The organism is Pseudomonas sp. A014 (assembly GCF_052378495.1).
GTDB classification, from domain to species: domain Bacteria; phylum Pseudomonadota; class Gammaproteobacteria; order Pseudomonadales; family Pseudomonadaceae; genus Aquipseudomonas; species Aquipseudomonas machongensis.
Genome location: NZ_CP199001.1, coordinates 2,750,131 through 2,774,920, shown reverse-complemented (window position 1 = coordinate 2,774,920; position 24,790 = coordinate 2,750,131). Strand labels below are relative to the sequence as shown.

Sequence of the window (24,790 nt, the reverse complement as noted above, 5' to 3'; positions counted from 1 at the left end):
ACTTACGAACGGCCGCCCTTGCGGCCCATGTCGTCGGTCTGCTTGTTGCCACCGGACTGCTGGCCACCTTTGCGACCGGCTTCAGACGCTTTTTCCCGGTCGTTGGCGAAGTTGCCAGGATTTTTGGTACCACCCTGACTGCCAGTCTTGTTCTGGTTATTGGCCATGGTCTTGCACCTCTTGTGGCTGTGGGATATGTACGGGCGTTTGCCGTACATAAGTTCGGAGCTCAGCGGCAACAGGGGATTCGGTTTATTACCGAGCCGCCAGACCGGCGGCGCTAAAGGTGCAGGGCGGTGTATTTGGCGCGAGGTGCATTGCGCTCAGGGGGCGTTTTCGAGGCTGCGCTGGCGACGGCCCAACCAGGCGCCTGTAATCCCCCAGCCAAGCGCAAGGATGGCGCCGATCGACATCGCCAGCTGCGGATGCTCGCCAAGCAGGTCCAGGCCACGCTTGACCCAACCGCTCAAGGCATCGCCACCCCGGTAGACCACGGTGTCGATGAAGTTCTTGGCTTTGTATTTCTCTTCGGCGGGCAACACGGTAAAGAGCATCTCCCGCCCCGGGCGAACCAGGGCGTACTCACCCGCACGACGCATGACCATCACGAAGACGAACACTGCAAATACCGGCGCCAGCGCCAGCCATAGGAAACCGACCGCCATCACCAGGGGCACGCCGACCAGTAGCACGCCGACACCCAGGCGCCGGGCCAGGCGTCCGGTGAGAAAGACCTGGGTGAGTATCGCCAGGGTTTGCACGACCGTATCGATCAGGCCGAAGACCTGTGTCTGGCGTGTCCGGTCGCTGAACGTCTCGCTGACGATACGGGCCTGCTCGAAATACAGGAACGTGCTGACGCTGGCCAGCAGTACGACGAACAACGCGATACCCAACAGGTAAGGCGACCGCAGCACGGCGGTGGCGCCGGAAAACGGATTGCCGCCCAGCGGCCGCGAGGCCGGATGCGCGGTGCTGGTCGGCAGCGGATTCAGCTCACGCCAGTGTTGCAGGTACAGCGCAGCGCCTATGCTGCCAAGCAGGCAGACGCCCGCCAGCACCAACAAACCAGCGTGCCCGAGGGGAGAAACCAGCAGCGTGCCAAGAATCGGCCCGCTCAGGCCGCCAAGGCTTGCACCCGCCGCGAGCAGGCCGAACAGGCGCTTGCCCTGCTCGCTGGAAAACAGGTCTGCCAGTACGCTCCAGGCCAGGGAGATGGCCAGCAGGTTGAAAACCGACAGCCAGATATAAAAAGCGCGCGCATTCCAGAGGTCGTCCGGGTCGCGGGCAAAGAGCACAGCAAACAACAGCAGGTTGCTGGTGAAGAAGGCGTAGGTCCACGGCAGGATGCGTCGCCTCTTCACCCGTGAAGCAAGCCATCCGAATAGCGGCAGGCAGGCCAGGGTGGCAACGAAGGTACCGGTGAACAGCCATTGCAGATTGTCCACGCCACCGGCCACTCCCATGGTCTCGCGGACCGGGCGCAGCATGAAATAACCGGTGAACAGCAGGTAGAAAAGCGCAAGACCCGCGACCACCGCCGGGCCTTCGCCGGGCTGGATGTTGAGGCTCTGGTCCAGGCGCCGCCGCCAGCCATTCATGGCGTCAGGCAAATTGCTTGATCAGCGCCTGGCGCTGGGCTTCGCTCAGCAGCGGCCCGCTGCCAGCCTTGAGCTGGTCGAGCTGACGGTCCGGTCGGCCGGTCGCAGGAATTACCGTGGTCACCGCCGGATGACTGATGGCGAACTTCAGGAACATCTGCGCCCAGCTGCCGATACCCGCCTCGGCCGCCCACTCCGGCAATGCCTGACCTTTGACCCGGGCGAACAGTCGGCCGTCGTCGAAAGCACGGTTGACCAGCACCGCGACGCCTTTGTCCTGGCACAGCGGCAGCAGCTCGCGCGCGGCATCCGGGGCGTTCACCGAGTAGTTGATCTGGATGAAATCCAGCGGCTCGCTGCGCACGATGCGCGCCACCTCATCCTGGCCGCTGTTGAGATAGTGAGTGATGCCCACATAGCGCGTCTTGCCTTGCTGCTTCAACTCCCGGGCATAGGGGAGCTGGGTCTGCCAATCGCGCAGGTTGTGGATCTGCAGCAAGTCGACCTTGTCGGTGCGCAGGCTGGACAGGCTTTGCGCCCATTGCCGTTCGGCGGCGTCGCGGCTGTCGGCGGCGATCTTGGTGGCGATGAAGCACTGACGGCGCCAGCCGCCCTCCTCCAGCAACTGACCGAGAATGGCGTCGGCACCGCCGTAGTTGGGCGAGGTGTCGATGACCTTGCCGCCGCCTTTGAAGAACGCCTCGAGCACAGCCTTGAGCTGTTGGTACTGGGCAGAGCCGGCCTGGACCTCGAAACTGCCGGAAGTGCCGGCACCGATGACCGGCAAGGCCTCCCCGGTGGAGGGGATCTTGCGGGTCAGCAGGCCGCTGGCGGACTCGGCGCGCAGCCAAGGGCTCAGGGCCAGCGCGCCAAGCGCGGCGCTGGCGCGCAGGACATCGCGACGTGCGTACATGAAGGAGGCTCCCGGTTACAGGGGGAAACCTTCAAGGCTAGTCGCTCTACCCCGCGATGCGCAGCGATTCTGTATCGGGATATTTAACCGAGCAACAGGCGCAGGTCCAGGCCTTCAGCTCCCATTGGCGGGCACCAGTAGTAGCCGCCGGTCAGTGGTCGGCTGAAGCGGTACAAGGCATCGACCACGCCATCTTCCAGGCCACTCATGCGCCGCAGCTGGATTTCGAAGGCATCGAACGAACGGCCCAGAGCAACGAAAGCCAGCCCTGCGCCACGGTTGTCGGCCCAGGCCACCGAACGGCGCACCATGAAGGCCGCGGGGTCATAGCTTTCCTGCGCGGTACGCTTGACGTGGGCCGACTCCGGCGCGTCTTCCAGTTCCTCGTTGTCGCTCAGGCGACGGCCAATGATGTCGTCCTGCTCTGGCTGAGGCAGCGACTTGAAGTAGTTGAGGTCGTGTTTCCACAGCTGGAACGCAGCGAAACTGGAACCTGCCAGGCCCGCTTGCTCGCCCGCCACGATGGCTGCGTCGACAGCATCGTTGTCCCGCGGGTTTTCGGTGCCGTCTTCATAGCCGGTCAGGTCGTGTCCTCCGTGGTGCAGAAAACCATCGACACTGTCGACCAGCGTGAATGCCGGCGCCAGGGCCTGCTCCAGGGCTTGAGCACGCAGGAACAGATCACCACGCGCGTCATCACGCAACCAGAGCCACAGGGCATGCTGGGTGGCCGGGTTTTCGACCGCTGCGTCCAACTGCGGGAAGCTGCGCAAGCCCGGGACATCGCGCCCCAGTGCCTTGGCCAGCGGCGCGCCGACGGCCAGGATCAGGCTGTGGCCGTCGACTTGCTGCAACAAGGCATCCAGAACGGCAGGCAGCGCCTCCCCCGTATGCAGGGCAAAGAACAGGTGACGGGCGTGGGCCGGCACCGGAGTGGCGAGCAGACCTTGCTGGAACGACATGACGAGCTAATCCTTCGGCAAAAGCGCGAATCCTACTGTGCTCGGCAGTCCATCGCAACGCGTCAGGTCGCGGCGAGGTGCGGCTCATCCGGAAATAATCAGTTACCAAAGGCTGGCACTTTGCGATTAGCTGATCGACGGAGCCTGCCTACACTCTCCGGAATCCCTCGCCCACGAGCATGCCGATGACCGCCTCCCCCTTGCTGACTGCCTTCCTGCCCATCGCCCTGGGCATCATCATGCTGGGCCTGGGGTTGTCGCTGACCCTCGCCGACTTCGCCCGAGTGGTGAAGTATCCCAAGCCCGTGCTGGTCGGCCTGGCCTGTCAGATCCTGTTGCTGCCGTTCATCTGCTTCCTGATCGCCAACGGGTTTGGCCTGGAGGCCGCGCTGGCAGTGGGCCTGATGCTCTTGGCCGCATCGCCGGGCGGGACCACCGCGAACCTGTTCAGCCACCTGGCACATGGCGACGTGGCACTGAACATCACGCTGACGGCAGTCAACTCGCTGATCGCCATCCTCACCATGCCACTGCTGGTCAACCTGTCGCTGATCTACTTCATGGAGTCGGACCAGGCCATCCCGCTGCAATTCGCCAAGGTCATGCAGGTCTTCGCCATCGTCTTGCTGCCTGTGGGCCTGGGCATGCTGATCCGCCGCTACGCACCGAGCTTTGCCGCGCGGATGGAGAAGCCGATGAAGCTGGTAGCGGCGTTGTTCCTGGCCTTCACCATCGTCCTGGCACTGGCCAAGGACTGGCAGACGGTGGTGGAGTACGCGCCGGTGGTGGGGGTCGCCGCGCTGCTGTTCAACGTGATCAGCCTGGGGTTGGGGTATTGGGTGCCGCGCCTGTTGCGCATCCCGAAACGCCAGGCAATTGCCATCGGCATGGAAATCGGCATTCACAATGGCACCTTGGCCATCGCGCTGGCGCTGAGCCCCAGCCTGCTGAACAACGCCACCATGGCCGTGCCGGCAGCGATCTACAGCCTGATCATGTTCTTCACGGCCGCCGCCTTTGGTTGGTGGGTGAGTCGGGGACACAAAGAAGCCATTGCCGCGCAGGAAACCGCGAATTGAATCCTGCGCGACTCAATCACCTCGCCGCGCGCGCAACTGGCGCTTGAGCTCGCGCAGCGGTGGCGCGTAGAAAAAGCCGAACGACACGCTACCCTCGCGCCCTTTCACCGCGTGATGAAGCCGGTGCGCCCGGTACAGGCGTTTGAGGTAGCGCTGCATGGGTTTGGGTTTACGCGGCCAGTGCCGGTGGAAGAAGCCGTCGTGGGCCAGCACGTACAGCACTCCATAGCCCGCCACACCTGCGCCGACCCACTGCAGGGGCGCGTAGCCGGCCTTGCCCAGCGCTATCAGGCCAGCAGCGATCAGGGCCAGCGCCACCAGGTAGAGGTCATTGGTCTCGAGTACACCCAGGTGCGGCTCATGGTGCGAGCGATGCAGCCACCAGCCCCAGCCGTGCATGACGTACTTGTGGGCCAGCGTACCGACACCCTCCATGGCCACCAACGTGGCGAGCAGCACGGCGATGTTGAACAGCATGGGACAGTCCGGCGTGGATGGTGAAAGTCGCCAAGGTTACCACCGCTGACGAACGCATCGGAAACGGTAGGAGGTTTCGGCAATGAAGCAATTGTCATGAATTCGGCCTTGATTCTGCGCAACTGCAGGCGTAAGGTCCGCGTCGCACTTATGCATCCCCTACAGGAGTCCTGCATTGGACAGTAGCCCCAGTCGATTGCGACAGGTCCACACGGCAAGCTAGTCCGGCAGCATTCCTGCCGCTGTCTTGCCGAATACGGTAGACGGCGGTCCATCTCGCCTGCAAAGGCAGATCTCCCCTCTTCTTTCTTGCTCAGCCAGCTCGTGCCGGCAAGTGTCGTGGTCCTGCGCGCTCATTCATTTCATCGGCGTCACGCTTGCCAGTGGCGTATGCGCGGGCCATTGCCCGTGGAAAGAGGTTTGCTATGGATTGGAAAGTATTTCTGCTGCGCGTCAGCGTGGCCCTCGTACTCGGTGCCCTGATCGGCGCCGAACGTCAACTACGCCAGCGTCTGACCGGCCTTCGCACCAATGCGCTGGTCAGCACCGGTGCCTGCCTGTTCGTACTGATGACCCAGGCGGTACCCGGCATGGAACCCAGCGACGCCTCGCGCATCGCCGCGTATGTGGTGTCCGGGATCGGCTTTCTCGGTGGTGGCGTGATCATGCGTGATGGTTTCAACGTGCGCGGCCTGAACACTGCCGCCACGCTCTGGTGCACCGCGGCCATTGGCGTGCTGTGCAGCCTGGGGCTGTTGCTGGAAGCAACCCTGGGCAGCCTGGTGGTGCTGTGTGCCAATATCCTGTTGCGCGACATCGCCCAGCGCCTGGACCGTCAGGACGTGGTGCCCGCCAGTGAAGTCGAGCAACGCTTCGAGGTGCGCATCGTCTGCCGGGCCGAAGACGAGATCCAGGTGCGCAGCCTGATGCTGCACAGCCTCAGTGACCCAGGCCTGCGCCTGCAGTCGCTGCACAGCGAAGACCTTCACGACCCGCTGCGCCTGGAAGTACGCGCCGAACTGCTGGGTACCCCACAGGCGCCCGCACAACTCGAGCGCCTGGTCAGCCGAGTGAGCCTGGAGAAAGGCGTCAGCTCGGTGCGCTGGCAGCTCCATGCCCAGGCGGTAGAGGTCGATTAAGCATCGTCGCGCAAATGCCGCTCTCTGAGCTCCTGCCGCTCCTTGGCCTCGATGCACAGGGTCGCGGTGGGACGCAGCAGCAGGCGGCGCAGGCCGATCGGCTCACCGGTCTCTTCGCACCAGCCGTAATCCCCCTTGGCCAGGCGCTCCAGCGCCTGGTCGATCTTGTCCAGCAGGCGCTTTTCCCGCTCAAGGGTGCGCAACTGCCAGTGTCGTTCCTCTTCGGCACTGCCCAGGTCGGCCGGATCGCTGTGCACTTCCTGCTCGCGCAGCGCCTGGAAATCCTGCTCTATACGCTCCTGCAACTCCACCCGCTGCCCCAGCAACAGGTTACGAAAGTACTGGCGCTGGGGTTCGTTCATGTAGGCCTCGGCCGGCTGGCCGAGCAAGTCTTCTTCAGTCATGGGGCACACTCGTGCAATAAAGGGTCATCGATCGAACATCAGCGGCAGGCCCTGGCAGCGTGGCTGCACCTGGCCCTGATGCCAGGCGAGCTGGCCGGATACCACGGTAGTGCGCACCACATGCCGCAGGTGTCGATGCTGAAAGGGTGTCCAGCCACAGCGGGACAGGATCGGGTCGTCGGCGACCGGGCGCGGTTGCGCCAGGCGCTCGACCAGCGCCAGATCGGCCCAGTAGCCTTCTCGCAGAAAACCGCGCTCGCGGATGGCGAACAGGCGGGCCACGGCGTGGCTGGTCTTGTCGACTACCTGGGTCAGGCTCAGCACGCCCTCGCCGACCAGCTCCAGCGCAGCTGGCAAGGCATGCTGAACCAGTGGCAGGCCCGAGGGCGCGCGGCCATAGACTCGGCGTTTTTCCTCAAGCGTGTGCGGCGCATGATCGGTGCCGATCACGTCGATCACGTCGCCGGCCAGCGCCTGGCGCAGTGCATCGCGGTCGGCACGGGTCTTGATGGCCGGGTTGCACTTGATCAGATGGCCGAGTTGCGCGTAGTCGCTGTCGTCGAACAGCAGGTGATGTACGCAGACCTCGGCGGTAATGTGCTTGTTGTGTACGGGACCTGGGGCGAACAGTGCCAGTTCTCGCGCGGTGGTCAGATGCAGCACATGCAGGCGCGTGCCGAAACGCCTGGCCATGTCCACGGCCAGTGACGAGGAGCGATAGCAGGCATCGGCATCGCGAATCAGCGGATGAGCGGCCGCAGGAATGAATTCGCCATGGCGCTCCCGCCACAGCGTCTCGTTGGCCAGGATGCTCGGGGTGTGTTCGCAGTGGGCCAGCAGGATGGTCGGGCAATAGATGAACAGCCGCTCGAGCACCTGCGGGTCGTCCACCAGCATGTTGCCGGTGGACGCGCCCATGAACACCTTGACCCCGGCGACTTCACGCGGGTCGAGCGCGGCGATGGTGTCCAGGTTGTCGCGACTGACGCCGAAGTGAAAGCCGTAGTTGGCCTGCGAGCTGGCCGCCGCGCGACGTTTCTTGTCGGCCAGCGCCGCAGTGGTGAGGGTTGGCGGGTCGGTGTTGGGCATGTCCATGAAACTGGTGATGCCGCCCGCCACCGCAGCCCGCGACTCACTGGCAATGTTCCCCTTGTGCTCTGCCCCGGGTTCACGAAAGTGCACCTGGTCATCGATCATTCCCGGCACCAACCACTGCCCTTGCGCATCGATCTCGACTTTAGCGCGCACGCCTTCGATGCTCGCGGCGATCTTGTCGATACGCCCGCGGGCGACCAGCAGGTCAGCCTCGAACTCGCGCCCTTCGTTGACCAGCCGTGCGTTGCGTATCAGCAAGTCGGCCATGCTCAGAACTCGTTCTGCAGGGCTTTGTAGCCCTGGACCAGGTCGATGTTGGTGCGAGCGACATCCTCGGAAAATTCCGAGGCCGACACACTGACCGGTGGGTAACGGTCAAGATCGGTGTGTGGGCCGATATGTTCGGTGGGCGGTACGTAAAAGCGCTCCGGCAGGTCGCGACCATCGACCACCGAGTTGTGACGCACGACGCTGCCATCACCCACGCGGCAATTGAACAGCACGCTGTTGAAACCGATGAACACCCGATCGCCGACCACGCAGGGGCCGTGCACGATGGAGCGGTGGGCGATGGAGGTGTATTCACCGATACTCACCGCCGCGCCGGATTTGGAGTGGATGACCACGCCATCCTGAATGTTGGAGTTGGCACCAATGACGATCGGCTCCATGTCACCGGTGCCGTCCACCTCGTCGGCGCGAATGACCGCGTAGGGGCCGACGAACACATTGTCCTTGATGATGACCTTGCCGCAGATGATCGCGGTCTTGTCGATGTAGGCCGATTCGGCGATTTGCGGGAGGTGGCCGGAAGGGTTTCTGCGGATCACGGTACGTTTCCTGAGGCAAGCTGATTCTCGCAAATGTTACGTTATAACAATTTAGTTGTAACCCCCTTCCCCTCCCGCCGAGCATGACGCCGGTGAGAAATTTCAAACTTTCGCTGCCGATCGACGCTCAACCGTCTGCGACACCGATGTCGCGACCACGGACAAGGAGAGACACATGAATACTCTGTTCCTCAAGCGAGCCGGTCTGTGCATGGCCATGGGCCTTGCCTCGATGCAGGTGATGGCCGCTTCCTCCGACGATTTCGTCGAGGCCGCGACCGAAGCCGGTATCGCTGAAGTCGTAACCGGCAACCTGGCGCTGGAAAAGAGCAAGGACGCCGAGATCAAGACCTTCGCCCAGCAGATGGTCACCGATCACACCCAGGCCAACCAGAAACTCGGTGATATCGCCCGCAAGCTGGATATCAGCGTGCCTGACGAGGCTGCGCTCACCGACAAGGTCAAGAAGATGATCCTGGAATGGCGCGACGAGTCGTTCGACAAGTCCTATGTCAACAATCAGGTCGATGCCCACGAGAAAGCCGTGGAGCTGTTCAAGAAGGAAGCCGAATCGTCCGACAAGCCGGAGCTCAAGGCCTTCGCCAGCGAAACCCTGCCCACCCTCGAGAAGCACCTGGAGCACGCCAAACAGCTTCAGGCCAAGCACGGCAAGTGATCCACAGGTAATCAGAGAGGCTTGATATGAGTAATGATGCTCTGCGCGCCGAAGTACTGACTCGGCTACTGCATGCCCACCCTCAAGGTCTGGGTAAGGAAGTACTGGACAACTACCGCGGCGAAAAGGCCGTGGCCGGCATGCTCAAGACGCTTCAGGAGGCCGGCTTGATCCATGATGGCAGCGTCAATGTCGATGCCGATCACCAGATCAGCGTGCGTTATCCAATCAAGTTGTCCAGTGCCGGCGTAGACGCGGCGCGTCAGCTCGACAGCTGAACCCTCGGGCTGCGGGCGCGGCACTTGCTGCCGCGTGCGCACGCCCGGGGGATCATGCCTCGGTTACTTACCTTTCTTTTCGTGATCGCGAGGTGGCTTTGCCGGACCTTGCGGGTCGACTTGCGGATCCTCCAGGTCAGGGGAGTCCGGATCAAAACCCAGGTCTTGCTTGCTGGACGCCTTGTCGGAGGAGTGAGGCCCTTGCGCAGGGTGGGGACGTTTCTGTTCGCTCATGGTGCATTCTCCGTAACGGTGTCTACAGAAGAAAGCGCGGGTCTGGCGAAGTTTGATTTATCTACGCGCCCTTTGCCTGGAAGGTCTCGAGCTGCGCACAGCGCGCCTCGCTAAGTGTCAGACGATCCTGCAGGCGCTCGATCAGGCGCATCTGTTCGGCGCAGATGTCACGCTGACTCACCAGCGCCTGACGCTCGCTGTCCAACTGCCGACGTACCTCCTCGCTCGCCCCCTGCGCCTGGGCCAGGATCGAGCGCAGCCCTTGAACCTGGGCATCGCGCTGCTCCAATTGTTCGTCGAGTTGTTTGTGCTGGGCGCTGGCCTGTCGGCTTTCGGTCAGCAGGCGCTCATTCTCACGGTGCAGGTGTGTCAGTTCTTCCTGGCGGGCGATCGCGTCCTGCTGCAACTGACGCAATTCCCCTTGCGACTGCTGCAACTGCTCGTCCTTGTCGGTCAGCCTGAGCCGCAGTTCGCGCAGGGACTGGTTGAGGCTGGCGCTGCGCAGTTGCTCGGCCTGCAGAGTGCTCAGCGCTGTCTCGAGCTTTTCCGACTCGGCCGAAAGGGCGCTGGCCTGAATCTGTTGTTGCTGGTGAGCAGCCGCGAGTGCTTGCTGGGCAAGTTGCAACTGCACCTGCAATTGGCCGCGCTGTTCATCGAACACCGCCTGCGCGTCGCGAATACGTGCCTCCCCTTCCTCGCGCAACTGCTCTGCCAGTTGGCCAACGAAACGCCCCAACGTGTCGCTGAGGGCCGGTGAACGCTTGTCAGCCAGCGGTTGCAGCGCTTCGAGCTCACGCATGTAGCGATGAATGGTGGTTTTCGAACCGGTATTACCCAACTCGATACGTACTGCATCGATACTCGGATGCTCGCCCCGGGCGATCAGCGCCTGTCGCGCCTGCTGCACTGCCGCCTTGTCTATGCCGCCGCGGGCCATGTTCGCTCCTGGATTTCGTAACGTGGTATGTAGCCCGTAATTACATACTAAAAACTTAGCTTTTCCCAGTGGATTCTTAGGCTCTGTAAGAAATGTGTTGAGAAGTAGATCGAGCTCGCAGGAATCAGGAGCTCAGGCTGGCCCTAGCCCTGGCGCAGCCAGTCGATGAAGCGCGCAAACAGCTCCGATTGCGAATTGATGCCCAGCTTCAGATAGAGATTCTTGCGATGCATGCGTACGGTTTCCGGCGAAATGCCGAGGTCCTGCGCCGTGGACTTCACCGAATGCCCACGCAGGATCATGTGCGCGACTTCCCGCTCGCGATCAGTCAGTACCTGGCAACCGAAGCTGTCGAACGCAGCTTGCAGACTTGCATGCTCCAGCGGCGCGGAACCGGGCTCGAGAATGTGCCGTGCATAGCGGCCCAGCAGTTCGCGCACCATCGGTTCGACCGCACGCAACAGGTCGATCTGTTGCGCGCTCAGTCGTGTACCGCTGCAACCTTGGAACAGGCTGAGGGAGAGTTTGCGGCCATCGCTGAGGTCGACGATGTAGTAGCTGTCTTCGCTGCAGCCAGTGCCCAGGTAGTAAGCCTTGTAGTAGTCACTGTCGAAGAAGTTGTCTGGTGCGATGTCCTGCAGGTGATAGAAACCTTCGGCCAGCCCGCTCTGTACCGCAAGGCAGAAAGGATCGAGCAGGTAGCCGGCTGCAAAATAGCGGTTGAGCACCGCGTCGCGATGGGCATCGGGAATACCCTGCTGGTACAACAGGCGTGGCGCCTGCCCCTGGCTCTCGACACTGATCATCATCGACTCGACCGCCACCAGTTGGCCCAGCGCCTTGGCCAGATGCTGCAGGGCCTGCGGTGATTCACTATGGGCCAACGCACTTTGTAGCGCCGCATGCCACTGTTGCAGCGCGCCGAGAGTGAGGGTAAGCGGTGTGTCGGGAGAGGCCTGGGTCATGCCCGGCAGTCTAGCCTGCCGGACATGCCCACGCACAGCCCGCTGCAGGCTGCTCATCGCCCCTGGTACAACCCTTGCGCCGTGAGCTCGCGCGCGGTTTCGAGGATGCACTGGCGCAGGATCTCGACGATCTCGTCGACCTGGGCGCGGGTGACGATCAGCGGCGGCGACATCACGTTCAGGTGCATGATCGGCCGCACCAGCAACCCCCTGGCCTGGGCCTTGCTGTGGATGCGCTCACCGATGTTGATCGCATCGTCGAACAGTGCCTTGCTCGCCTTGTCGGCGACGAACTCGACGCAGGCCATCAGCTTCATGCAGCGCACATCGCCCACCAGCGGTAGCTCGCGCAGGCTCTGCAGGCGTTGTTCCAGGTAGCCGCCAACATCCTTGACGTGTTCCAGCAAGCTTTCCCGCTCGATGATCTCGATGTTCTTCAGCGCCGCAGTACAGCACACCGGATGGCCGCTGTAGGTGAACCCGTGGGTGAAGCAACGCCCCTTGCCCGGCTCGGCGATCACCTGCCAGATACGCTCGGAGAAGATGCACGCACCCAGCGGCAGGTAGGCGGACGTCAGGCCCTTGGCCGTGGTGATGATATCCGGGGTGACACCGAACAGCTCTTCGCTGGCGAAGAACGTGCCCAGGCGTCCGAACGAGGTCACTACTTCGTCGGCGACGAACAGGATGTCGTAGGTCTGGCACAGCTGCCACATGCGCGCGAAGTACCCCTTGGGCGGGATGATCACCCCGCCCGAGCCCATGATGGGTTCGGCGAAGAAGGCTGCGACGTTGTCGGCCCCCAAGGAGAGAATCTTGTCTTCGAACTCGGCGACCAGAAAGTCGAGGAATTCGGCTTCGTCCATGTTGTCCGGGGCGCGGTACGGGTTGGGGTTGGAGATGTGGTGGATCAGGTCGTGGGCATAGTCGAACTCAGGCACCCGGTCGGCAGCCTTGTTGCCGATCTGCATGGTCAGGGTGGTCGAGCCGTGGTAGGCGTTGTAGCGGGCGATGATGTGTTTCTTGCCAGGCTTGCCGCGGCAGTTCTGGTAGTACTGGATCAGTCGGTAGGCGGTGTCCACGGCAGTGGACCCACCTGTGGTGAGGAAGACATGGTCCAGGTCGCCCGGCGCCAGTTGCGCGAGCTTGCGGCACAGCTCGATGGCCACATCGTTGGCCATGTCCGAGAACGGGTTCGAATAGGCCAGCTTGCGCACCTGGTCGGCAATGGCCAAGGCCATTTCCTCGCGCCCCAGGCCAATGTTGGTGCACCACATGCCGCCAACGGCATCGAGGAAGCGGTTGCCTTGGGTGTCGCGGATATAGGCGCCTTCGCCTTCGATGATGTTCAGCGCGCCCTGTTCGCGATGATCGTCGAACATGTGGTAACCGTGCATGTAATGGGCTTTGTCGGCTTCCACCAATGGATCGTGGGCGATAGCGAATGCGTTGCTTGAAGTGGCCATGGGCAGCTCCTTGGCGAGGATCGTTCGAAAGTGTTCAGAAACCGGTCTTGACCGTGCTCCAGACCCGCGTGATCGCACGCATGTCCTTGGGCGTCTGGGTCTTTTGCGCGAACAGCCGTTCGCGGGTCTGGGCATCCGGGTAGATCGCCGGGTCCTGGCGGATATCGGCCTGTACCAGAGCGGTGGCCGCAGCATTGCTGTTGGCGTAGTGGATAAAGTTGGTCACCTTGGCCATGGTCTGTGGCTGCAGCAGGAACTCGATGAAGCGATGGGCGTTGCTGACGTGCGGCGCATCCTTGGGGATGTAGAGGTTGTCGAACCAGATCAGCGAGCCTTCCTTGGGAATGAAGAACGCCAGCTTGATAGCCTTCTTCGCCTCCACCGCACGCGCCTGGGCAGTGGCGTAGTCACCCGACCAGGTCAGGGCCAGGCACACGTCGCCGTTGGGCAGGCTGGTCAGGTAGTTGACCGAGTCGAACTTGCGGATATAGGGGCGGATGCCCAGCAACAGCTGTTCGGCGGCCTTGAGATCCGCCGGTGCGGCGCTGCGTGGGTCCTTGCCCAGGTACTGCAGGGCCAGCGGAATCACTTCGGTGGGGGCGTCCATCAGGGTCACGCCGCAATCGGCGAAGCGCGAAACGATGGCCGGGTCGAACAGCATGGCCAGCGAGCCGATCGGAGCATCGGGCATGCGCGCCTTGATCTTGTCGACGTTGTAGGTAACGCCGGAACTGCCCCAGGTGTAGGGCGCCGAGTACTTCAGGCCAGGGTCGTAACCTTGCAGGTTGCTGACCACCTGCTCGTCGAGGTTATGCCAGCTGGGCAGTTGCTGTTTATCCAGGGCCTGGAACACACCCGCCTGGATCAGCGGTGGCACCAGCGACGCATTGAGCATGACCAGGTCGTAGCCGGAGCGGCCGGTGAGCAGTTTGGTCTGGACCGTTTCATAGCCATCGAAGGTGTCGTACACCACTTTGATACCGGTGGCCTTTTCGAAGTCGGCCAAGGTGGTTTCACCGATGTAGTCAGTCCAGTTGTACAGCCTGAGCGTGTTGCTGCTGTCCCCCTCTGCCGCTGCCTGCACCAGTGCCGTCGAGGACACCAGCAGCAGACCGCCAATCACCTTCAGTGCCTTGCGCATAGCAACTCCATCGTGTGACTGCTCCGGATTGAGCCGATGGGGTCACTATGGGAGGTCTGGCTGGCTGCAGACATACCCCGAATGTGTGGGTGGTCGTTTTTGGGAAGGTCGCAGATGTGTCACTCGTTGATCAGCGTCAGCGTTCCGATGTCCAGCAGGCTGAAAAAACCGCTGCTCCAGCCACCGGTATCCAGGTGCCACACGTTGCCCAATACCTTGTGCGTGAGCACCGGGGTGTGGCCGACCAGCAGCGCACGCAGCCCTTGGATGGGTTGGCTATCGCCGCTCTTCAGGCGCCGGCGCGACCATTGGCAGACCTCGCGCACGGCAGGGTCGTCCCTCGTCTGCAGGCAGGCGCGCAGCTCAGCCCAGTCGGCGAACGGACTGTCTGCATGCAGCATGCCGACCAACCCGTGGGCAGTCTGTACTTCGAGCGCGACCGGCAGACGTTCGAACTGCTCGACGAAGCGCGCCTGCTCAGCCTTGGGCAAATCGAGAAACCAGCCGCCGCCAGCCGCACGGTACATGTCCAGATCAACACGGCCACCGCGATAGTGGCTGATGGCCAATGCTTCATGATTGCCCTGCACGGCATGAAACCAGGGTTGTGCCAGCCAGTTCAGGGCCTCTTCGCTGGCCGGGCCCCGGTCGACCAGGTCACCGACACTGAACAGCCGATCGACCTCCGGATCGAATGCCGCCTGCTCGAGCGCGGCCTGCAGGCGTTGGAAGTGCCCGTGGATATCGCCGACCGCCAAGTCCCGCCCTTTGTCGTTGGCGGCTAGCTGCCGAAAACGCGCCATTACATCATTCCTCTGCTGTGTCGCCGGCGCCAGGCGTAGAATGGAGAGCCAACGAGCCCGTCGCGGAGGTGCATCATGCGCTCTACCCTAGCCTGTGCTGCACTGATGGTGCTGGCATACGACAGCATGGCACAAGGCATCCCGCCCGCGCAGGTCCAGGTCAGCTTCGATCACCCGGAAAAATTCCGCGATGCCAGCCTGAACAGCCCCGGCTATGAGCGCGGCGCCGCCCCAGAAGTGATGAAGGCACTCACCCGGCACCTGGAAAAACTTGGCCAGCGCTACCTTCAGCCCGGTCAGCGAGTACACATCGACATCCGCGACATCGACCTGGCCGGCCGCTACGAACCCTGGAACAGTCAGGCCTACAACGTACGTTTCATGCGCGAAATCACCTGGCCGACCATCGACCTCAGCTACACCCTCGTTCAACCCGGTCAGCCCGAGCGCAAGGCCGAGGAACGCGTCAGCGACAAGATGTACCTGAGCCGCCCAGGCCGCGTGGGCAGCAGCGATCGCCTGTATGCCGAGAAGGCCATGCTCGATGATTGGTTCCGCCAGCGCTTCGCTGCACGGCCGGCGTCCTGAGTTTCGCTGGTTAACGGCGGGCGGCTGAGGGTATCCTCTCCCTTTGTGTCACCCAAGGAAGGATCCCCGTGAAGTACCTGCTGCTGGCATTCGCCAGCTATGCCTCCTGCTACTACCTGGTTGGTTTGCTGATTCGCGGCAGGCTGGCAGACATCGCCGAAGGGTTGCGCCATCGCCCGGATGCGCCGACACCCGGCCAGTACCTGCGTGAGGTCGAACGCCATGCCCGACGGGCGCAGCGGCACTACGGCCTGTTCGCAGGCTCGGTGCTCGCACTGGTGCTGTGCGCATTGGCGTGGTGGTTGAGCTGAGCGCTCAGAACAGCGACAGGCTCTGCCTGCCCTCGAGCGCCAGCAGATACTGCTTTGCCGGCAACCCGCCAGCAAAGCCAGTCAGGCTGCCCGAGGCACCGATCACCCGATGGCAGGGTGCGATGATCGAGATCGGGTTGCGCCCATTGGCTGCCCCTACCGCACGCACTGCCGTGGGGTTGCCGATCTGTTGGGCGATATCGCTGTAGCTGCGAGTCTGGCCGAAAGGAATGGTCAGCAGCGCCGCCCAGACCTGGCGCTGGAATTCAGTGCCATCGAAGTCCAGCGGTAGCTCGAAGCGCTGCCGCTGGCCGGCGAAATACTCGCCTAACTGACGGGCAGCTTCCCGCAGTACGGGCGCCTGGTCATCACGGTGCAGTTCGCCAAGGCGCACCCGGTTGGCACGCTCCTCTTCCCATAGCACGGCGGCCAGGCACTCGCCACGGGCGACCAGTGTCAGGGTGCCGACTGGCGATGACATGAGGGTGAAAGCGCTGGACACAGGCAACTCCTGATGCTGGCTGGCGACCCCCGGCACTCTACCTATCGCGCGATCGTGCTGCATCCGCTTTCTTGACGTGCAATGCTCACACCACGGCCGTCGCTCGCGCCGCGAGGGCGCGGGCCTGCTGCAGGTCGATCCTGGGGATCAATGCCGGGGGGATGCGTGAGCGGGTCGAGAGGTTATGAACGCGGAAGCGCTCACCCACCACTTGGTGCGCCATCAGAGTCAGTGACGGCAGGATACGACTTTCCCAATGCTGGTCGAGGCCGCAGGGCGAGCGCTTGCCGCCGTTGGTCTCATAAAAGCGCCCTGCCGACTGGTTCAGATCCACGCCGACCAGTAGCACATCATCGAAGCCCAGGTGGTAGGCCAGTTGCAGGGCCACAAAAGCCACGGTCCGGGCATCGAAGAACCCGTACGACAGGTTCCTGCTGAAACCGATCGAACGCGCCCGCTTGCTCCACAGCGTGCGGTTGCGCGCATAGCGTCCATCGCCGAGCCCCAGCCATTCGCTGAACGTCGGGTCCAGGGCCTTGAGCAGCGGGTAGCGCTCGGTGTCCTCAGGCAGGTCGAACAGATCGAACTGCTCCGGCCACAGCGCCAGTCGCGGACTGGTGTGCAATGCCGTGGCAAAAAGCTCGGGTTGCTGGTTGCAGAAATCCTTGTCGGTGCAAATGTAGAAGAACGGACGCACATCCGTGCCCACCAGCATCGAAATGGAGCCATTCATGGCGATGATCGGGACGCTGGCAAAATCTTCGAGCGGAAAATCTTTCGCTGACGCACCTGACGCCAGGATCACCACAGGGCCTTTCTGGGTATTGCGACACGCCTCAAAGCTGGAGAACGCCCCGCGTGCAGCCTCTGACTGCGACGGAAGTTGGTTCATGGGTCTGGCCAATGGTGTAGGTCTTTTCAGAATACAGTTGTTCACAATTCTTAAACGGTTTTTTACATAACCCTTACACAGACCCGAGGGGATGGATGTTGTAGGCAAGCGAGGCTGCAACGCGGGTCGGCATGTACGGCGACATGTTTCCCTGGCAACTGTCTGACCAGCAACACCTGGCCAACAGTTGATTGCCCAAAGGGCGACACCTCCCGCATAAAACAATTTCAAGCCATTGATTTTATTCAAATAAAGTCGCTGGCACGGTTTCTGCTCCGGTGAGCTGTGTACACGCACAGTTTCCCGAGGAACCCATGTCCACGCCTGCCGTCTCAGCCTCCTACGACATCCGCCAGCCGGATGCCCATGTCATCCGCGACGATGCCGAAGCCATCGCCGTTGCCCACCAGATCGCCGCGCTGCTGCGCGAAGGCGCTGCCGAGCGTGACCGACGCCGAGAAGTCCCTGCCGATGTGGTCGATGCCTATTCCAACAGCGGTCTGTGGGGCATCACCGTGCCACGTGCCTACGGAGGTGCCGAAGTGTCCTTCGCCACCCTGGCGCAGGTGATCGCCATCGTCTCGGCCGCCGACCCTTCGCTTGGCCAGATTCCACAAAACCACTACTGCCTGCTCGAAGACATCCGCCTGCAAGGCACCGAAGAGCAGCGGCGCTTCTTCTTCGACTTGGTGCTCAAAGGCCATCGTTTTGCCAATGCACTGTCGGAAACCGGTGGCAAGACCGTCCAGGACATCCGGACCCGCCTGGTTGCCGAAGCCGACGGCTACCGCATCGACGGCCGCAAGGGCTACTGCACCGGCTCGCTCTATGCCCACTGGATCGGCGTCCTGGCCCTGGACGAACTGGACCGGGCGCAACTGGCCTTTGTGCCACGTGGCACTCCTGGGCTGGTGGTCGTCGACGACTGGAACAGCATGGGCCAGCGCACCACCTCCAGCGGCACCGTGCTGCTGGACGGATTGCGCGTGCCCGCATTCAACCTGTTCCCCAGCTACCGCTCCTACGAGCACCCTACCCTCGCCGGACCCTTCGCCCAACTGACCACTGCGGCGATTGACGCCGGTATCGGCCGCGCGGCGCTGGACGACACCATTGCCTTCGTACGCGACCATGCCCGTCCGTGGATCGATGCCGGTGTTGAAAAGGCCAGCGAGGATCCGCTCACCATCATTCAGATCGGCTCCCTGGAGATCCGCCAGGAGGCCGCCGAGGCCCTGCTCGAGCGCGCCGGCAAGGTGCTGGATGCCGCCAAGCCTGCGCCGAACGAAGACAACGTCGCCGCTGCCTCGGTGGCGGTGGCCAAGGCCAAGGTGCTGACCACGGAGGTGTCGATCGAGGCCAGCAATCGCCTGTTCGAACTGGGCGGGACCCGCTCCTCGTTGCTGCAGCACAACTTTGACCGGCACTGGCGCAATGCCCGGGTGCATACCCTGCACGATCCCGTGCGCTGGAAGTACCACTTGGTCGGCAACTGGGCCCTGAACGGTATCCGTCCCACGCGCCACGACTGGAACTGAGGCCGCGCCATGACCAAGCAGATCCGTCTCAATGCCTTCGCCATGAACACGGTCGGGCATCTGTCGCCTGGGCTGTGGCGCCATCCGCGCGACCAGGCGACGCGTTACACCGATATCCACTACTGGATCGAACTGGCCCAGACCCTCGAGCGTGGCTGTATCGACGGCCTGTTCCTCGCCGATGTGCTGGGTGTCTATGACGTCTACGGCGGCAATGCCGACGAAGCGCTGCGCAGCGGCGCCCAGGTACCGTTGAACGACCCGCTGCAATTGGTACCGGCGATGGCCGCAGCCACGCGCCACCTGGGGTTTGGCGTCACCGCCTCGGTGTCGTTCGAGCATCCCTTTCCCTTCGCCCGGCGCATGAGCACCCTCGATCACCTGACCCAGGGCCGTGCCGGCTGGAATATCGTGACCTCCTACCTGTCCAGCGGGGCACGCAACCTTGGCCAGCCTGAACAGCTGAGCCATGACCAGCGCTACGCGCTGGCCGAGGAATACCTGCAGGTCTGCTACAAGCTTTGGGAAACCAGCTGGGAAGAGGATGCCGTGCGCGCCGATCGTACCAGCGGAGTCTACACCGACCCGAGCAAAGTCCACGGCATCGAGCATGACGGCACCTACTTCAAGGTCCCTGGTTTTCACCTCAGCGCCCCGTCGCCACAGCGCACACCCGTGCTCTACCAGGCAGGAGCATCCAGCCGAGGGAGAGCCTTTGCCGCAGCCAACGCCGAATGCGTGTTCGTTGCCGCACCGAGCAAGACCGTGCTGAAGAAGCAGGTGGCCGATCTACGTGCCGCAGCGGTCGCCGCCGGGCGCAAGGGCTGCGACATCCTGATCCTCGAACAGCTCACGGTGATCGTCGCTGAAACCGACGAGGCCGCGCAGGCCCGTCTGCGCGAGTACCGCGAGTACGCCAGTGCCAGCGGCTCGCTCTCGCTGATGTCGGGCTGGACCGGCATCGACTTCGCTGCCTACAGCCCCGACCAGATTCTTCGCGAGGTGCCCAGCGAAGCCATCCAGTCGGTGGTCGAGGGCTTCACCCGCGCCGACCCGACGCGGACCTGGACCGTTGCCGAGATCGCCGAATACTGCTGCCTGGGTGGCGACGGCCCGCTGCTGGTCGGATCGCCCTCGACCGTCGCCGATCAGTTGCAGGGCTGGGTCGAAGACACTGACGTGGACGGCTTCAACCTGTCCAGCGTGGTCGTGCCGGAAACCTTCGTTGCCGTGGTCGATCTGTTGGTTCCGGAACTGCAGGCTCGCGGCCTGTTCAAGCGCGAGTACGCCGATGGCAGCTTGCGCAACAAGCTGTTCGGCCAAGGTGATCGCCTGCGTGCGCCCCATCCGGTGGCCGCGTTGCGCCAGGAGCGTGGGCGATGAATGCACTTTTGGCCAACCTGGACTGGAGTGAAATCGGCCTCGCCTGCCTCGAGACCCTGAGCATGCTTGGCGCCGCGCTGGGCTTCACCGTAGCGCTGGGGCTGCCGTTGGGGGTGCTGCTGTTTCTCACCGGGCAACGCCAGCTGCTGGCCAATGCGCCGGCCTATCGGGCCATGTCGGCCGTGGTCAACGTGCTGCGCTCGCTGCCGTTCATCATTCTGCTGATCGTGCTGATCCCCCTGACCACCTTGGTTGTCGGCACCTCACTCGGTGTGCGCGGCACCATTCCACCACTGGTGGTGGGCTGTACGCCGTTCTTCGCGCGCCTGGTGGAGACCGCCCTGCGCGAAGTCGACCGTGGCGTGGTCGAGGCCACCCAGGCCATGGGTGGCAGCACCTGGCAGATCATCCGCCATACCTTGCTGCCCGAAGCCCGTACCGGGCTGATCGCCGCCGTCACCGTCACCGCCATCGTGCTGGTCGACTACACGGCGATGGCCGGTGTGATCGGTGGCGGCGGCCTGGGCGACCTGGCCATCCGTTTTGGTTACCAGCGCTTCCAGACCGATGTGATGGTCGTCACCGTACTGCTGTTGATCCTGCTGGTGCAGGCCTTGCAGATGAGTGGCGATCGCCTCGTCAGACATTTCACCCGCCGTTGATTCCCGACCTTTTTCGGAGCATTCCCATGAAAAAAATCCTCGCCACCCTGGCCGCGGTCATCGCCCTCAACGTGCAGGCCAACGAGCACCTGGTCGTCGGTGCCACCCCCGTTCCCCACGCCGAGATCCTCGAGTTTGTAAAACCGGTACTGGCCAAGGAAGGTGTCGACCTGGACATCAAGGTGTTCAATGACTTCATCCAGCCCAACCTGCAGCTTGCGCAGAAGAACCTGGACGCCAACTACTACCAGTACCGTCCCTTCCTCGACGACTTCAACAAGACTCGACACACCGACCTGGTCCCGGTGGTCGGTGTGCACATCGAGCCGTTCGGTGCCTATTCGGCCAAGTACAAGAGCCTCGCGGAGCTGCCGGACGGTGCCAGCGTGGCCATTCCCAATGACCCGGTTAACACCGGTCGTGCCCTGGTACTGCTGGCCGAGGCCGGGCTGATTGAACTCAAGGACCCCAGCAACCCACAGTCGACCCAGCGCGACATCGTCGCCAACCCGCACAAGTTGAAGATCCGTGAGCTGGAAGGGGCAATGCTGGCGCGCTCGGTGAAACAGGTGGACCTGGCATTCGTGTTCGCCAACTACGCGCTGGAGGCAGGTATCGATACCAGCAGCGCGCTGATCGTCGAAAAAGGCAAGGATCTGTACGTGGAATACCTTGTGGCGCGTCCGGACAATCTGCAGGATCCCGGCATCCAGAAACTGGCCAAGGCGCTGAACTCCCCTGAAGTGCGTCAATTCATCCTGACCCGCTACAAAGGGCAGATCGCGCCTGGCTTCTGACAGCGCAACGTGGGTGCAGGGCATGCGACCTTCCCTGCACCCCGCCCAATCTCCCCTTATTGAAGGGCAACGAGCTCGGCGCGTTGCGCGGGATCAAGGTCATTGATCGAGACGATCCGAAGCGCGTCCTGCATCGCCTCCGCCACCGGCTGCCCAAGGTCGGCTGAGACCTCGTCCGGCAACTTGTACATGGCACCGGTCAGCGGATCGACGATCAGCATGCCGATAACACCGCCAAACAAGATGTTCGCCCAGTACCAACCGTCCACACTCGAGTCGAGTTCCACCTGTCGATCTGGGTACCCCTCCCGCATGAAACGCAACGTGTAGGTTTGGCCGCGAAAATAGCCCTCCCCCGACATCAGTGTCACGACCCCAGGGGTGCTGCCGCGATGAACGACCACCCCTGATTTGTTGATGACCTCGAAATTCGCACCCGCCGGGCTGCTCGTGACAGTCACCGGATACTTGGAGTCACTGATGATACTGGCGCAACCCTGCAGCGCCAGGAGCGCAAGAAGCGCAAGAAGCGCCCCCATGGTTCTGGTTTTGTGAAAGCACACGGAATCGTTCCTCTAGACGTTGATCGACATTGACCGAGAAAGGATTCTCCAGGGACGCTTTAGCGATGCATGCCATCCAAATAGCCATTTGCAGTAGGGGCTTTCCCAAAACTGGTTTCTGCCCGTTGTACGTATTTTTTGACACCCCGTTCACGACATTTTCACGTCGCGGCTGGCACAGTCACCCTACATCCGTGAAATACTTCGCCCGCCCTCCCCAGCGGGCTTTTCTTTGCCTGCAGCATCCCTCGCAGGATGACCACGCTCGCTTCTGATAGAAATAGGCAAGGTTTCAAGAGCCCCCGGCATAGGGACGATCAGCCAATCCACCTAGCATGCTCGCGTACTCCACACACAGGATCGCGATCATGAGTGATAGCAAGACTCTCTTTATTACCGGCGTCAGCAGTGGTTTTGGCAGTGCCTTGGCCCAGGCGGCGCTCGCTGCCGGCCATCGCGTCATCGGCACTGTGCGCAACGACAGCGCGCTGACGGCATTTCAGACCCTGGACAGCGAACGCGCCCACGCGGTGATCCTCGATGTCACCGACTTCGCCCGCATAGACGCGGTGGTTGCACAGGTGCAGGCGCTTCACGGCCCCATCGATGTGTTGGTGAACAACGCAGGCTACGGCCACGAAGGCATCTTCGAGGAATCGCCACTGGAGGAGATGCGCCGCCAGTTCGAGGTCAACGTGTTTGGCGCCGTGGCCATCACCAAGGCCTTCGTGCCGTATTTTCGCGAGCACCGGGCCGGGCACATCATCAACATCACCTCCATGGGCGGCATCATCACGATGCCGGGCATCGCCTACTATTGCTCCAGCAAGTTCGCACTGGAAGGCATTTCCGATACCCTGAGCCAGGAACTTCGCCCGTTTGGCATCGCCGTTACCGCAGTGGCGCCGGGCTCGTTCCGTACCGACTGGGCCGGTCGCTCCATGCAGCGTTCGCCGCGCAGCATCGCCGACTATGACCAGAGCTTCGACCCGATTCGCAAGGCGCGCCAGGACAAGAGCGGCAAGCAGCTGGGCGATCCGCGCAAGGCCGCCCAGGCGATCCTGCAGGTCATCGCCAGCCCCAGCCCGCCCGACCACCTGTTGCTGGGCAGCGACGCACTGGGCCTGGTGCGCGACAAGCTGCAGCGCATGAGCAAGGAGATCGATCAATGGCAAGACCTGACCTGCTCGACCGATGGTTGAGCGCCAGGCAGAGGACCGGGCAGTGACACGGACCGACACCCGCAGCGCGCGCATGGTGCAGTTGCTCACGCAGCTCGCGCCGGTGGAAGGCTATAACCTCAGCGCGCTGCAAGACGTGCGCTTCCTGCGCTCGAACCGGCCGCTGAGCCATGTGCCGGTGCTCTACGAACCCGGCATCGTCATCCTCTGCCAAGGCTGCAAGCGCGGCTACCTGGGTGACGAGGTTTATGTCTACGACGCTCGGCACTACCTGGTGGTGTCGGTGCCCGTGCCCTTCACCATGGAAACCGATGCCAGCGAACGCGAGCCGATGCTGGCCATCTACATACGCCTGGACCTGCAGCTGGCCAGCGAGCTGACCCTGCAAGTGGATGAACTGCTGGGCAGCAGCAGCGAACCGCCGCAGGGCATGTACGCCTCTCCCATGGACGATGCGCTGCAGGTCACCACACTGCGCTTTCTTGAAGCCATGACCGTCGCCAGCGACGCACAGATCCTCGGCCCGGCGCTGGTGCGTGAAATCTACTACCGCATCCTCTCTGGCGCGCAGGGCGGCTCGCTGCGGGCGGCGTTGGGTCGGCACGGCCATTTCGCCAAGGTGACCCGCGCCCTGCGCACCATTCACAGCCGCTACCGGGAGCATCTGGACGTAGAGTCGTTGGCCCGCGAGGCCAGCATGAGCGTGCCCAGTTTCCATCGGCACTTTCGTAGCGTGACCAACACTTCGCCCATGCAGTACCTGAAGTCGGCCCGCCTGCACCAAGCACGCCTGCTGATGTTGCACGACGCCCTGAGCGCATCGGCAGCCGCCTTCAGCGTCGGCTACGAGAGCCCCTCGCAGTTCAGCCGCGAGTTCAAGCGCTTCTTCGGCCGTACGCCCCAGGCCGAGATCGACTGGATGAAGGCAACCTATGCACTGCCCGCCCCCTCTGGCTCACCCGTGTATGTTTCATCCCATTAGCAAGGCGCGACGATCGCCCCCTGTCCCGCGTGCGTGACTGCAATGGCTGCTTCCCCAGGAGCGCTGAGGGTCTCAGCCTTGGCCTGACTGTTCGCAGCCTCACGCAGCCGCGCCATGGCATCCGGCGCCATGGGCGCGGTCATCATCGATCTGTAGGTCCTGCATGCATCGCTCTGCTGGCGCTCAGGGCGCAGCTGCGAGGGGCTGCTGGAGCAACCCGCGAGGGTGGCCAGCAGGGCCAGCGCGAACCAGGGCTTCATATCATTGCTCCACTGTCTGGTGTCGGACGGATGATAAGCCATGTTTCAGGGATGCACGGGTGTCCATGATTCGGATCAGCGTGTCCCGGCTCAGGTGCTATTCCCCTCCCGCCGCCCCCACCAGAATATCG

General features: G+C 62.8%; 30 protein-coding genes. 12 read left to right on the top strand and 18 right to left on the bottom strand.

Translation table 11 applies throughout. The features are described 5' to 3' along the window. Nucleotides 1-2: 2 nt before the first annotated feature. The 4 genes from ACTYOL_RS12700 to ACTYOL_RS12685 all read right to left on the bottom strand — a co-directional run bounded on the left by ACTYOL_RS12700 (nucleotide 3) and on the right by ACTYOL_RS12685 (nucleotide 3,476). The gene (locus tag ACTYOL_RS12700) at nucleotides 3-167 is read right to left on the bottom strand and encodes a general stress protein (RefSeq protein WP_153773617.1); all 165 of its coding nucleotides are present in this window, start codon (nucleotides 165-167) and stop codon (nucleotides 3-5) included. A gap of 156 nt (nucleotides 168-323) precedes the next feature. Continuing rightward, nucleotides 324-1,601: an NTP/NDP exchange transporter gene (locus ACTYOL_RS12695; protein ID WP_444758018.1), complete on the bottom strand. Its 1,278-nt coding sequence runs from the start codon at nucleotides 1,599-1,601 to the stop codon at nucleotides 324-326. A gap of 4 nt (nucleotides 1,602-1,605) precedes the next feature. Then, complete coding sequence (locus ACTYOL_RS12690; RefSeq protein WP_444758017.1) at nucleotides 1,606-2,514, bottom strand: aldo/keto reductase; 909 nt, start codon at nucleotides 2,512-2,514, stop codon at nucleotides 1,606-1,608. Nucleotides 2,515-2,597: 83 nt separating this feature from the next. Then, nucleotides 2,598-3,476, bottom strand: coding sequence for a Dyp-type peroxidase (locus ACTYOL_RS12685; protein ID WP_063544871.1), 879 nt, complete (start codon nucleotides 3,474-3,476; stop codon nucleotides 2,598-2,600). 185 nt (nucleotides 3,477-3,661) lie between these two features. On the opposite strand from ACTYOL_RS12685, the gene ACTYOL_RS12680 reads away from it, so the two are divergent. Continuing rightward, on the top strand, nucleotides 3,662-4,555 hold the full coding sequence (locus tag ACTYOL_RS12680) for a bile acid:sodium symporter family protein (protein ID WP_063544870.1): 894 nt from the start codon (nucleotides 3,662-3,664) through the stop codon (nucleotides 4,553-4,555). A gap of 12 nt (nucleotides 4,556-4,567) precedes the next feature. Here ACTYOL_RS12680 and ACTYOL_RS12675 read toward each other — a convergent pair whose 3' ends face one another. Beyond that, complete coding sequence (locus ACTYOL_RS12675; protein WP_054891387.1) at nucleotides 4,568-5,032, bottom strand: sterol desaturase family protein; 465 nt, start codon at nucleotides 5,030-5,032, stop codon at nucleotides 4,568-4,570. A gap of 425 nt (nucleotides 5,033-5,457) precedes the next feature. Here ACTYOL_RS12675 and ACTYOL_RS12670 point away from each other — a divergent pair, with 425 nt between their 5' ends. Next, a complete protein-coding gene (locus ACTYOL_RS12670; RefSeq protein ID WP_063544868.1) occupies nucleotides 5,458-6,171 on the top strand; it encodes an MgtC/SapB family protein in 714 nt (237 codons plus the stop codon). On the opposite strand, the gene dksA is transcribed toward ACTYOL_RS12670, so the two are convergent. The 3 genes from dksA to ACTYOL_RS12655 are packed head-to-tail and all read right to left on the bottom strand — an operon-like array spanning nucleotide 6,168 to nucleotide 8,500. Next, nucleotides 6,168-6,575, bottom strand: coding sequence for an RNA polymerase-binding protein DksA (dksA, locus tag ACTYOL_RS12665; protein ID WP_054891385.1), 408 nt, complete (start codon nucleotides 6,573-6,575; stop codon nucleotides 6,168-6,170). The two genes, ACTYOL_RS12670 and dksA, sit on opposite strands and share 4 nt — an antisense overlap. A gap of 24 nt (nucleotides 6,576-6,599) precedes the next feature. Beyond that, nucleotides 6,600-7,937 (bottom strand): dihydroorotase, encoded by a 1,338-nt coding sequence (locus ACTYOL_RS12660; protein WP_444758016.1) that lies wholly within the window; start codon nucleotides 7,935-7,937, stop codon nucleotides 6,600-6,602. 2 nt (nucleotides 7,938-7,939) lie between these two features. Then, nucleotides 7,940-8,500 carry a gamma carbonic anhydrase family protein gene (locus tag ACTYOL_RS12655; protein WP_153773612.1) on the bottom strand — a complete coding sequence of 187 codons (561 nt, stop codon included), beginning with the start codon at nucleotides 8,498-8,500 and terminating at the stop codon, nucleotides 7,940-7,942. A gap of 175 nt (nucleotides 8,501-8,675) precedes the next feature. On the opposite strand from ACTYOL_RS12655, the gene ACTYOL_RS12650 reads away from it, so the two are divergent. After that, on the top strand, nucleotides 8,676-9,176 hold the full coding sequence (locus ACTYOL_RS12650; protein ID WP_444758015.1) for a DUF4142 domain-containing protein: 501 nt from the start codon (nucleotides 8,676-8,678) through the stop codon (nucleotides 9,174-9,176). A gap of 26 nt (nucleotides 9,177-9,202) precedes the next feature. Continuing rightward, nucleotides 9,203-9,454 (top strand): hypothetical protein, encoded by a 252-nt coding sequence (locus tag ACTYOL_RS12645; protein WP_444758014.1) that lies wholly within the window; start codon nucleotides 9,203-9,205, stop codon nucleotides 9,452-9,454. A 63-nt stretch (nucleotides 9,455-9,517) separates the two neighbouring features. On the opposite strand, the gene ACTYOL_RS12640 is transcribed toward ACTYOL_RS12645, so the two are convergent. The 6 genes from ACTYOL_RS12640 to ACTYOL_RS12615 all read right to left on the bottom strand — a co-directional run bounded on the left by ACTYOL_RS12640 (nucleotide 9,518) and on the right by ACTYOL_RS12615 (nucleotide 15,000). Continuing rightward, a complete protein-coding gene (locus tag ACTYOL_RS12640; RefSeq protein ID WP_177339335.1) occupies nucleotides 9,518-9,688 on the bottom strand; it encodes a DUF6021 family protein in 171 nt (56 codons plus the stop codon). 61 nt (nucleotides 9,689-9,749) lie between these two features. Next, complete coding sequence (locus ACTYOL_RS12635) at nucleotides 9,750-10,625, bottom strand: DNA-binding protein (protein WP_444758013.1); 876 nt, start codon at nucleotides 10,623-10,625, stop codon at nucleotides 9,750-9,752. Between the two features lie 143 nt (nucleotides 10,626-10,768). Further along, nucleotides 10,769-11,647 carry a helix-turn-helix transcriptional regulator gene (locus ACTYOL_RS12630; protein WP_153773610.1) on the bottom strand — a complete coding sequence of 293 codons (879 nt, stop codon included), beginning with the start codon at nucleotides 11,645-11,647 and terminating at the stop codon, nucleotides 10,769-10,771. Then, nucleotides 11,644-13,056 (bottom strand): aminotransferase, encoded by a 1,413-nt coding sequence (locus ACTYOL_RS12625; RefSeq protein ID WP_197889685.1) that lies wholly within the window; start codon nucleotides 13,054-13,056, stop codon nucleotides 11,644-11,646. Before ACTYOL_RS12625 ends, ACTYOL_RS12630 begins: the two co-directional genes overlap by 4 nt. 34 nt (nucleotides 13,057-13,090) lie before the next feature. Continuing rightward, nucleotides 13,091-14,197, bottom strand: a complete 1,107-nt coding sequence (locus tag ACTYOL_RS12620) for a polyamine ABC transporter substrate-binding protein (RefSeq protein ID WP_125929863.1) — start codon at nucleotides 14,195-14,197, stop codon at nucleotides 13,091-13,093. Nucleotides 14,198-14,316: 119 nt separating this feature from the next. Then, nucleotides 14,317-15,000 (bottom strand): metallophosphoesterase, encoded by a 684-nt coding sequence (locus ACTYOL_RS12615; protein ID WP_323454270.1) that lies wholly within the window; start codon nucleotides 14,998-15,000, stop codon nucleotides 14,317-14,319. Between the two features lie 75 nt (nucleotides 15,001-15,075). Between ACTYOL_RS12615 and ACTYOL_RS12610 the strand changes: the two genes are divergently transcribed. Next, nucleotides 15,076-15,588, top strand: a complete 513-nt coding sequence (locus ACTYOL_RS12610) for a DUF3016 domain-containing protein (protein ID WP_444758012.1) — start codon at nucleotides 15,076-15,078, stop codon at nucleotides 15,586-15,588. Between the two features lie 68 nt (nucleotides 15,589-15,656). Continuing rightward, a complete protein-coding gene (locus ACTYOL_RS12605) occupies nucleotides 15,657-15,899 on the top strand; it encodes a hypothetical protein (RefSeq protein ID WP_197889682.1) in 243 nt (80 codons plus the stop codon). Between the two features lie 4 nt (nucleotides 15,900-15,903). Here the strand turns inward: ACTYOL_RS12605 and ACTYOL_RS12600 are convergent, their stop codons facing one another. After that, nucleotides 15,904-16,401 (bottom strand): methylated-DNA--[protein]-cysteine S-methyltransferase, encoded by a 498-nt coding sequence (locus ACTYOL_RS12600; RefSeq protein WP_153773606.1) that lies wholly within the window; start codon nucleotides 16,399-16,401, stop codon nucleotides 15,904-15,906. 85 nt (nucleotides 16,402-16,486) lie between these two features. Further along, a complete protein-coding gene (locus ACTYOL_RS12595) occupies nucleotides 16,487-17,293 on the bottom strand; it encodes a lipopolysaccharide biosynthesis protein (protein ID WP_153773605.1) in 807 nt (268 codons plus the stop codon). Between the two features lie 314 nt (nucleotides 17,294-17,607). Between ACTYOL_RS12595 and ACTYOL_RS12590 the strand changes: the two genes are divergently transcribed. From ACTYOL_RS12590 to ACTYOL_RS12575, 4 genes are read left to right on the top strand one after another with little or no spacing between them, the layout of a single operon-like run. Further along, the gene (locus tag ACTYOL_RS12590) at nucleotides 17,608-18,831 is read left to right on the top strand and encodes an SfnB family sulfur acquisition oxidoreductase (protein WP_054891371.1); all 1,224 of its coding nucleotides are present in this window, start codon (nucleotides 17,608-17,610) and stop codon (nucleotides 18,829-18,831) included. Nucleotides 18,832-18,840: 9 nt separating this feature from the next. Further along, on the top strand, nucleotides 18,841-20,214 hold the full coding sequence (locus ACTYOL_RS12585; RefSeq protein ID WP_197889681.1) for an LLM class flavin-dependent oxidoreductase: 1,374 nt from the start codon (nucleotides 18,841-18,843) through the stop codon (nucleotides 20,212-20,214). After that, nucleotides 20,211-20,876 carry a methionine ABC transporter permease gene (locus tag ACTYOL_RS12580; protein WP_054891369.1) on the top strand — a complete coding sequence of 222 codons (666 nt, stop codon included), beginning with the start codon at nucleotides 20,211-20,213 and terminating at the stop codon, nucleotides 20,874-20,876. Before ACTYOL_RS12585 ends, ACTYOL_RS12580 begins: the two co-directional genes overlap by 4 nt. Nucleotides 20,877-20,902: 26 nt before the next feature. Further along, on the top strand, nucleotides 20,903-21,673 hold the full coding sequence (locus tag ACTYOL_RS12575; RefSeq protein ID WP_112898218.1) for a MetQ/NlpA family ABC transporter substrate-binding protein: 771 nt from the start codon (nucleotides 20,903-20,905) through the stop codon (nucleotides 21,671-21,673). A 56-nt stretch (nucleotides 21,674-21,729) separates the two neighbouring features. On the opposite strand, the gene ACTYOL_RS12570 is transcribed toward ACTYOL_RS12575, so the two are convergent. Continuing rightward, a complete protein-coding gene (locus ACTYOL_RS12570) occupies nucleotides 21,730-22,236 on the bottom strand; it encodes a hypothetical protein (RefSeq protein WP_444758011.1) in 507 nt (168 codons plus the stop codon). A 368-nt stretch (nucleotides 22,237-22,604) separates the two neighbouring features. On the opposite strand from ACTYOL_RS12570, the gene ACTYOL_RS12565 reads away from it, so the two are divergent. Together ACTYOL_RS12565 and ACTYOL_RS12560 are read left to right on the top strand one after the other, a co-directional pair. Next, nucleotides 22,605-23,438 carry an oxidoreductase gene (locus tag ACTYOL_RS12565; protein ID WP_444758010.1) on the top strand — a complete coding sequence of 278 codons (834 nt, stop codon included), beginning with the start codon at nucleotides 22,605-22,607 and terminating at the stop codon, nucleotides 23,436-23,438. A gap of 52 nt (nucleotides 23,439-23,490) precedes the next feature. After that, on the top strand, nucleotides 23,491-24,399 hold the full coding sequence (locus ACTYOL_RS12560; RefSeq protein ID WP_323454312.1) for an AraC family transcriptional regulator: 909 nt from the start codon (nucleotides 23,491-23,493) through the stop codon (nucleotides 24,397-24,399). On the opposite strand, the gene ACTYOL_RS12555 is transcribed toward ACTYOL_RS12560, so the two are convergent. Next, entirely contained in the window at nucleotides 24,396-24,659 is a 264-nt protein-coding gene (locus ACTYOL_RS12555; protein ID WP_444758009.1) for a hypothetical protein, read from the bottom strand. The two genes, ACTYOL_RS12560 and ACTYOL_RS12555, sit on opposite strands and share 4 nt — an antisense overlap. Nucleotides 24,660-24,790: the final 131 nt, after the last annotated feature.